Origin of the sequence: Nocardioides stalactiti (assembly GCF_014180715.1) — a bacterium.
Lineage (GTDB): Bacteria > Actinomycetota > Actinomycetes > Propionibacteriales > Nocardioidaceae > Nocardioides > Nocardioides stalactiti.
This window is the reverse complement of the sequence record NZ_JACEFC010000152.1, coordinates 1-8,474: the sequence shown is the minus strand read 5'-3', so window position 1 is coordinate 8,474 and position 8,474 is coordinate 1. Positions and strand designations below refer to the sequence as shown.

At 72.7% G+C, this 8,474-nt stretch carries 6 protein-coding genes; 3 read left to right on the top strand and 3 right to left on the bottom strand.

Annotation, left to right across the window (positions count from 1 at the left end; genetic code table 11):
- Positions 1-180: 180 nt before the first annotated feature.
- From H0487_RS20455 to H0487_RS20445, 3 genes are read right to left on the bottom strand one after another with little or no spacing between them, the layout of a single operon-like run.
- A complete protein-coding gene (locus H0487_RS20455; protein ID WP_183096070.1) occupies positions 181-1,062 on the bottom strand; it encodes a septum formation family protein in 882 nt (293 codons plus the stop codon).
- A gap of 16 nt (positions 1,063-1,078) precedes the next feature.
- A complete protein-coding gene (locus H0487_RS20450) occupies positions 1,079-1,798 on the bottom strand; it encodes a DUF4190 domain-containing protein (RefSeq protein WP_183096069.1) in 720 nt (239 codons plus the stop codon).
- 19 nt (positions 1,799-1,817) lie between these two features.
- Positions 1,818-2,495 (bottom strand): DUF4190 domain-containing protein, encoded by a 678-nt coding sequence (locus H0487_RS20445; RefSeq protein ID WP_183096068.1) that lies wholly within the window; start codon positions 2,493-2,495, stop codon positions 1,818-1,820.
- 79 nt (positions 2,496-2,574) lie between these two features.
- On the opposite strand from H0487_RS20445, the gene H0487_RS20440 reads away from it, so the two are divergent.
- From H0487_RS20440 to H0487_RS20430, 3 genes are all read left to right on the top strand, one after another.
- Positions 2,575-3,759 carry a winged helix DNA-binding domain-containing protein gene (locus H0487_RS20440; protein WP_183096067.1) on the top strand — a complete coding sequence of 395 codons (1,185 nt, stop codon included), beginning with the start codon at positions 2,575-2,577 and terminating at the stop codon, positions 3,757-3,759.
- Positions 3,760-3,867: 108 nt separating this feature from the next.
- The gene (locus H0487_RS20435; RefSeq protein ID WP_183096066.1) at positions 3,868-4,581 is read left to right on the top strand and encodes a TIGR03936 family radical SAM-associated protein; all 714 of its coding nucleotides are present in this window, start codon (positions 3,868-3,870) and stop codon (positions 4,579-4,581) included.
- A 394-nt stretch (positions 4,582-4,975) separates the two neighbouring features.
- On the top strand, positions 4,976-8,278 hold the full coding sequence (locus tag H0487_RS20430; RefSeq protein WP_183096065.1) for a ribonuclease E/G: 3,303 nt from the start codon (positions 4,976-4,978) through the stop codon (positions 8,276-8,278).
- Positions 8,279-8,474 lie beyond the last annotated feature (196 nt).

Below are 8,474 nucleotides of genomic sequence, written 5' to 3'. Positions count from 1 at the left end.
GCCCGAGCCGCCGTCAGCCGGCTCTGACTCGGGCGTCGCGTCGGGCTCGTACGGCGTGAAGCCGCCGCTGCCGCCGTACGGGTCCTGAGCCACGCACCGCAGCGTAGGCCCTCTCAACCGGTGCGGCCCAGCACCTCCGCCGCCGACACCGTCGCGTGGCGGTCCTCGATGGCGTCGGCGTCAGCGCTCGGTGTCCTCGAGCGAGCCGCGGACCTTCTTGTCGGGCAGCCCCGCCAAGCAGCTGATGGCTCGGTCGCCGATCAGGTCCCAGGACCGCTTGGTCGGGAAGTAGAAGTAGATCTCGAGCTCGGACTGCGCATAGCCGACGCCGACGAACTCGGTGAACGCCGGGAAGCAACGTGCGGTCGCCCGGTCGATCGCCTTCTGTCCCGGGAAGTCGCCCTCGGGGAGCTGGAAGACCTTGAAGACCTCGAGGTCGTGCGGCTCCTTGCAGGGCAGCAGGGTCACGGTGGCGCGGACCGTTACCTCGTCACCCTCGAGGTTCACGCTGGCCGGGTCGTCGACGCAGTCGCCCCGGCGCAGCTTGAACGGGTTCACCTCCGTGGGGTCGCCCGAGCGTCGGGCGTCCTCGGTGTCGGCCTCGAGCGACTCGTTCACCCCGTCGCGCAAGCCGTCCTGGAAGTCGTCGTTCGTCACCAGGGCCACCTGCCCAGCGCTGCCCAGCAGCCCGATGACCACCGCGGCGACCGCCGGCCAGCGCGGCCGGAACCGCTGCCGGGCCAGTGCGATGACACCGAGGACACCACCGACGAGCGGCAGCAGCGGGATGCAGACGACGAGCGCGAGCCCGAACGCCGTCCACCCGAGTCCTGCGTCCGTGCCCGCGGCGCTCGTCGTTGTGGCGTACTGCCCGTAGGAGGTCCCGTGGGCGGCACCGTAGTTGGGTGGCGCCGGCTGCGGGGGACGGGCCGCCTGCTCTGCGATCCAGTCGTCGACCGACAGACCGCCGGTGACCGGGGGCGCCGGGGGAGCGGGCTGGCTCGGCTCAGGCTCCAGCGGAGGTCCGGGCGGCGTCAGGCCGCCCGGTGGGGTGTCGTTCATCCCGAGAGGTCTCCTGCTACTCGACGATCGGTTCTTCGAGATCGTCGCCGTCGGCGAGCTCGAGGAAGCAGAGGAACTCCTCGTTGACGTCGGGCTCCTGCGACTCGAAGACGATGTCGAGGTCGTAGCCGCCGTTCTGGAAGGCCTCGAGGTACTCGGTGTCGAGCTCGGGCACGCAGACGGCCTCGGCGCCGCCGTCGTCGAACAGGTCGACCTGGTCGCTGTCGAAGTCGCCGGTCACGACGATCTCGGCGTCGTGCGCCTCGTCGCAGTCCTTCTTGAACAGGGTGGCGTCGTTGCTTCCGTTGAAGTCGTCGACGTTGACGCACTGGCCGACGTCGGCGCTGCCGGTGGACACCGTGGAGGTGCCGAACCAGATGAAGAACGCGAGCAGGCCGGCGCCGGCGAGGGTGCCCACGGCACCGATCGCGATGGCCGAGACGGCGGCCCACCGGCCCGAGCGCGCGTTGTTCTTGGTGCGGCTGAGGCCGACGAAGCCGAGGATCATGCCGACCAGGCTCAGGCAGCAGGTCAGGCTGAGGACGAAGCCCGTGATGGAGACCGCGTCGACGCCGTGACCGGTCGGGCCGGCGGGCGCAGCCGCCGGGCCCGCAGCCCCCGGGCCGCCGTACGGGTTGCCGCCGCTGTACGGGTTGCCCTGGTAGGGCGGGTAGAGCGACGGCTCGCCGGGCTCGCTGTTGTCAGGGGAGCCCGGCGGGCCGTAGGGGTTGCTCATCGTTCCTGGGTGCGGGCTCTCAGAGGAGCTTCTTGTCGAGCTTGTCGTCGCTGGTCACGTAGCAGACCAGGTGGTCGCCGTTGCTGACGTCCTCGGGGTCCTCGATGACCGCCGCGAACTCCAGGCCCTCGACCTCGCTGAGCTTGACCAGGTCCTCGGGCGACACGAGCGTGGCGCAGAAGTCCGCCATCGTGTTGCTGATCGTGTCGCGGTTCTCGTCGTCGACCTCGGCGACCGCGACGATCTCGCCGTCGTGGTCCTCGCTGCACTCCTTCTCGTAGAGGAGGACGGCGTTGTCGTCGTCGTCGTCCACGTCGATGCACTGGCCGACCTTGGCCTCGTCGGGCTGGACGAGCGAGTCGAACCACGCGACGCCGGCGGCGAGGGCGATGCCGAGGCCGATGTACATCAGCACGCCGAGGATGCCGAGGATCAGGCCGGTGATCGCCATGCCGCGGCCCTTGCGCTGTCCGCCCTTGGTGCGCTTGAGGCCGACGAAGCCCAGGACCAGGCTGATCGGCGACGTGCAGCAGAGCAGGCCGAGGACCAGCGCCGCGACGGACACGCCGTCGGTCTTCGCGGGCTCTTGGAAGCCGCCGCCTCCGGCGCCGCCGAACGAGGCGCCGCCAGCGCCACCGCCGCCGTACGGGTTGGGGGGCTGCTGGCCGTAAGGGTCGTTGCCGTAAGGGGTGCTCACGGCCTGAAGCCTAGGCCCAACCCGCCCTCCACGGTGCGCATTGGTGCCCGATGTCCGTGCCGGGAGCCACGATGGGCGCATGCGCACCCTCCACGACGACGAGCGCCGAGCCCGGCTCGCCCGCCGGCACGGACTGCTCGACGGGCTCCCCGACGTCGAGGCCGCGACCCGCGCGATGACGGTGCTCCACGCGACCGAGGCGGCCACCGTCCACCTGGCCCTGTGGGCTCGCGTCCCCGGCGTGACGGTCGAGGACGTCGACGCGGCGCTCTACGACCGGCGCACCCTCGTCAAGCAGCTCGCGATGCGGCGCACCCTCTTCGTCTTCCCGCGCGACCTGCTCCCCGCGGCGTGGGGGAGCGCCTCGGCCCGGGTGGCAGTCCAGCAGCGCAACCAGGTGGTCAAGTGGGTGACCCAGGCCGGGCTCGCCGCCGACCCGGAGGCGTGGGTGGCGGCGGCGTCCGCCGACGTGCTGGCGGTCCTGGGCGACGGCGTCGGGCGTACGACGCGCGAGCTGCGGGAGCTCGTGCCGGCACTCGAGGGCAGGTTCGCCCTCGGCGCGCCGGAGAAGAAGTGGGGCGGCGAGTTCCCGATCGGCGCGTGGGTGATGACGACCCTCGGCGCGGAGGGTCAGGTCGTGCGCGGCCGCAACGCCGGTCATTGGCGCCTCAACAAGCCGAGCTGGGTGCGCCGCGACCACTGGCTCGGGCCGGACGAGGCGGTCGTGACGAGCGAGGCCGACGGCTACGCCGAGCTGGTGCGCCGCTGGCTCGGCACGTTCGGTCCCGGCACCGAGAACGACATCGTGTGGTGGCTGGGGGCGACCAAGACCGCGGTCCGGCGGGCGCTGGTCGACGTCGGCGCGGTCGAGGTGGGCCTCGACGGAGGCGGGACGGGCTGGGTGCTCGCCGACGACGTGGACCCGGAGCCACCCGCCGCCCCGTGGGCCGCGCTGCTCCCGACGCTCGACCCGACCGTGATGGGTTGGAAGGAGCGGGCGTTCTACCTCGATCCGGCGGACACGCCGTACCTCTTCGACTCCAACGGCAACGCCGGCAACACCGCCTGGTGGGACGGACGGGTCGTCGGCTGCTGGGTCCAGGACGCCGACGCGGTCGTCCGGGTGCTGCTGCGCCACGACGTCGGGGCCGAGGCCGTCGCCGCCCTCGACGCCGAGGCCGAGCGGCTGACGACCTGGCTCGACGGCCTGCGGATCGTCAACGTCTACGCCTCCCCGCAGATGCGGAGCGCACGGCTCTCCTGACCTAGGATCGGCCCCCGTGAGCGAACTGCGCGGCCGGAGCCTGCCCGCCGGCCCACGTCGGGGTGTCAGCCGAAGGCTCGCGTGTGAGCGAACGAAGCTGATCGAGCAATGAGTCGTCAGCAGCCGGAGCAGCAGGCTCCGCCCGTCCAGCGGCTCCGGATCCGCTACGCGAAGCGTGGCCGGCTGCGGTTCACCAGCCACCGTGACGTGAGCCGGGCCGTCGAGCGCGCTGTGGTCCGCGCAGGCATCCCGATGGCCTACTCCTCCGGCTTCCACCCCCACCCGCGCATCTCCTACGCGGGGGCGTCGCCGACCGGCGCGGCCAGCGAGGCGGAGTACTTCGAGCTGGGCCTGGCCGAGCGACGTGATCCCGACGAGATCGGCCGCGCGCTGGACGAAGCGCTCCCCGAGGGCCTCGACGTGGCCGCCATCGCCGAGTCGCCCGGCGGCTCGCTGAGCGACCTGCTGGTGGCCAGTGACTGGATCGTCGAGCTCCGTGGTGCCGACCCGAGCGCGGTCGAGGCCGCGGTCGTGGCCTTCCTCGCGACCGAGTCGGTGCTGGTCGAGCGGATGACCAAGAAGGGGATGCGCAGCTTCGACTGCCGCGCCGCTGTCGTCTCACTGGTCGCGACCGAGGTCGACGGCGAGCCGGCCCTGGCGCTCGTGCTGCGGCACACCGTGCCCGCCGTCCGACCCGACGACGTCCTGTCGGGCCTCGCCGAGGCGGCCGGGCTGACCCCGCCCGCCGCGCTCCTCACCCGCCGTGCTCAGGGTCCGCTGGACGAGTCGACGGGCACCGTCGGCGACCCGCTCGGCTCCTGACGCCGGGCGCGCGGCGGAGCGTCGTAATACCGGCCTCCCTGGGCCCCTGTGCGATACTCGCCACAGATCGGCCCCTCGAGGCCTCCTCCAGGAGGAGCTCGGGACCCGATCCGACGACGTTCTCGCCGGTTCCGTAGCAAGCAGACGGGTCCGGCACGGTGGAGGTCACGACCTCGCCAGACCGCGACGCAGGGTGCCGGATCGGTGACAGCGATCCGACAAAGGGATGGGAATCCCTCCCACGCGACCGCGGCGGGCAGGCCGTAGCCACCAGTGACGCTCCCGCGGGGGGTGTCGTCCCCTGAAGGCTTGCGTCGCCACCCCGGGCTCCGGGATGGACGGCGACTGACACACACCCGGCCCCTTCGTGAGGGGCCGGTGGAGGAGCAGCGCAATGGCTGACACCCCGATCGACGACTTCGACAGCGTCGACACCCCCGCGGACCCGACCCCGGCGACCCCGGCGACGTCGTCCGACGACACACCGGCCGAGAAGCCCGCCAAGAAGGCGGCGGCCAAGAAGGCTCCCGCCAAGAAGGCGGCCGCCAAGAAGGCGCCGGCGAAGAAGAGTCCCGCCAAGAAGGCGGCGGCCAAGAAGACGGCTGCGGCTCCCGAGACGCCCGCCGAGGCGGAGGCGACCGGAGGGACGACCGACGAGGCCGCGGCCCAGCCGGCCGCGGGCGCGGCCGTGCTCTTCCAGGCCCCGGCTCCGGCGAAGAAGGCCGCGAAGGCGAAGGCCGCGCCCAAGCCGGCCCCTGAGGACGCTGAGGCTGCTGAGGACGCTGAGGCTGCTGAGGACGCTCCTGAGAAGAAGGCTCCGGCCAAGAAGGCGGCCAAGAAGGCGCCTGCCAAGAAGGCGACTGGTCAGCAGCCGGCCAAGAAGACCACCACCCGGGCCGACGCCTCGCTGGCCGAGGACACCGACGCCGCGCCGCAGGGCGCTGACGATGAGTCTGCAGACGCTGAGGACGCCGAGGGCGAGGACGGCGAGCAGGGCGAGGGCACCAGCTCCGCAGCGCGCCGCCGCCGTCGCCGGGGCGGCCGGCGCCGCCGCAAGCCGGCCGGCGCCGCAGGTGCGACCGAGGGCGACGAGGACGACGACGAGGTCGACGGCGCCGACGAGGGCGACGAGGCGGCTGAGGGCGAGGCGGCCGAGGGCCAGTCCAAGCCGCAGCAGCAGCGCAACCAGCAGCGCAACCAGCCGGGCAACCAGCAGGGGAAGGGCCAGCAGGCCAAGAACCAGCAGGGCAAGAGCCAGGCCAAGGCCGCCGACGACGCCGAGGGCGACGACGACGAGAACGACGCCGAGGGCGGGGAGCAGGGCGAGGGTGGCGGCTCGTCGTCGTCCTCCCGCCGGCGCCGTCGCCGGCGCCGCGAGGGCGAGGGCGGCGAGGCTGACGGGGACGACCCCAACACCGTGACCCGGGTCCGCAAGCCGCGCTCGCCCGAGGACGAGATCACCTCGATCTCCGGTTCCACCCGCCTCGAGGCGAAGAAGCAGCGCCGTCGTGACGGCCGCGAGGCCGGCCGGCGTCGCGCGCCCATCGTCAGCGAGGCCGAGTTCCTGGCCCGCCGGGAGTCCGTCGAGCGGGTCATGGTCGTCCGCCAGCGCAAGGACGTCACCCAGATCGGCGTCCTCGAGGACAAGGTCCTCGTCGAGCACTACGTCGCCCGCGAGTCGCAGACCTCGCTCATCGGCAACGTCTACCTCGGCCGGGTCCAGAACGTGCTGCCGTCGATGGAGGCCGCCTTCATCGACATCGGCAAGGGCCGCAACGCCGTCCTGTACGCCGGCGAGGTCAACTGGTCCGCTCTCGGCCACAAGGAAGGCACGCCCCGCAAGATCGAGGCGGTCCTCCAGTCGGGTCAGACGGTGCTCGTCCAGGTGTCCAAGGACCCGATCGGCCACAAGGGTGCCCGGCTGACCAGCCAGGTGAGCCTGGCCGGCCGCTTCCTCGTCTACGTGCCTGACGGCACCACCTCGGGCATCTCCCGCAAGCTCCCCGACACCGAGCGTGGCCGCCTCAAGGCGCTCCTGAAGGAGATCGTCCCCGAGACCGCCGGCGTCATCGTCCGTACGGCGGCCGAGGGCGCGTCGGAGGACGAGCTCACCGCCGACGTCGAGCGGCTCAAGGCCCGCTGGGAGGACATCGAGTCCAAGGTCGCCAAGGGCAACGCCCCGCAGCTCCTGTACGGCGAGCCGGACCTGACGCTCAAGGTCGTGCGCGACCTCTTCACCGAGGACTTCGCCAAGCTCGTCGTCCAGGGCGAGGACGCGTGGGAGACCGTGCGCGGCTACGTCGAGCACGTCGCCCCCGACCTCTCCGAGCGACTCGAGCACTACCTGCCGGGTCCCGCGGTCGACGACCAGCCGGCGCGCCCCGACGTGTTCGCGGCGTACCGGATCGACGAGCAGATCGCCAAGGGCCTCGACCGCAAGGTCTGGCTGCCCTCGGGCGGCTCGCTCGTCATCGACCGCACCGAGGCGATGACCGTCGTCGACGTCAACACCGGCAAGTTCACCGGTTCGGGCGGCAACCTCGAGGAGACGGTCACCAAGAACAACCTCGAGGCCGCTGAGGAGATCGTCCGCCAGCTCCGGCTGCGCGACATCGGCGGCATCATCGTCGTCGACTTCATCGACATGGTGCTGGAGTCCAACCGCGACCTGGTGCTGCGGCGCCTCGTCGAGTGCCTGGGCCGCGACCGCACCCGCCACCAGGTGGCGGAGGTGACCTCGCTCGGGCTCGTGCAGATGACTCGGAAGCGGATCGGCACCGGCCTGCTCGAGGCCTTCAGCGAGAACTGCGACCACTGCCAGGGCCGGGGCATCGTCGTCCACGAGCTGCCCGTCGAGTCGCGCCGCGGGGGCGGCGGGGCCGCCGGCGGTGAGGACGGCGGTTCGGCGCGCAGCGGCAACCGCCGACGCCGCGGCAAGGGCGGCGCGCCCGCCGACGAGACGGCCGGCAAGGCCGTGCCGTCGCCGAAGGACGTCGCTGCCATGGCCAAGCCGCCGTCCGCCGAGGACGACGAGCCGACCGACGAGCGGACCGACGGGCCGACCGACGGATCGCCGGTCGAGCCGACCGACGGGCCGACGAGCACCGACGACGCCGTTCAGGCGCCGACGGAGCGGCCCTCCGCCGCGGACCCCGCTGCGCAGGTCGCGCCTGCCGAGGAGCCTGCAGAGGAACCGGTCGAGGACAAGAAGCCCGACGCCCCGGTCACGACCGTCGTCACCCGTACCCGCCGCCGTGCGGCCAGCCGGCCGGCCGGTCCGCCGTCCGCGGCTGCCGAGCCGGAGATCGTCGCCGTGCCCGTCTCCGTCGACGAGCCGGTCGACGAGCCGGTCGACGAGCCGGTCGCGGAGGAGCCCGCCGTCGGCGAGGAGTCCGCGGAGCCGGTCGTGGAGCCGGTGGTCGAGCCGGTGACGGACCCGGCGCCCGAGCCCGGGGTGGCTGCCGAGGAGGCGTCCTCCCAGGAGCCCTCCGTCTCCGCGCCCGCAGAGGACGTCGCAGTGGACACCGCTGAGGACGACGCACCGCTGGCCGCCGGCGACGAGCCGGTCGTCGGCCACATCGGCACGCCCGTCGAGGACGGCGCTGTCGAGCCTGCGGAGGTCCCCGTCGAGCCCGGCGCGGACGAGCCGCACGTCGAGCACGTCCCGATCAAGAAGAAGGGCAGCCGGAAGCGCTGAATCCGGTCGACCGAAAGGGCCCACGAGGGCTCCTGCTGGGTTACCGTCGAAGCATGTTCACGGTGCGGCGCGCCGTGGCGGCTCCCGTCTCGGCGCTCCTGCTCGTCCTCGGGCTGGTGGTCTCCCCCCAGCCTGTGGTGGAGGCCGCCCCGATGGCCGCAGAGCCCGCCTGGAGGATCCTCGAGGTCGAGACGCC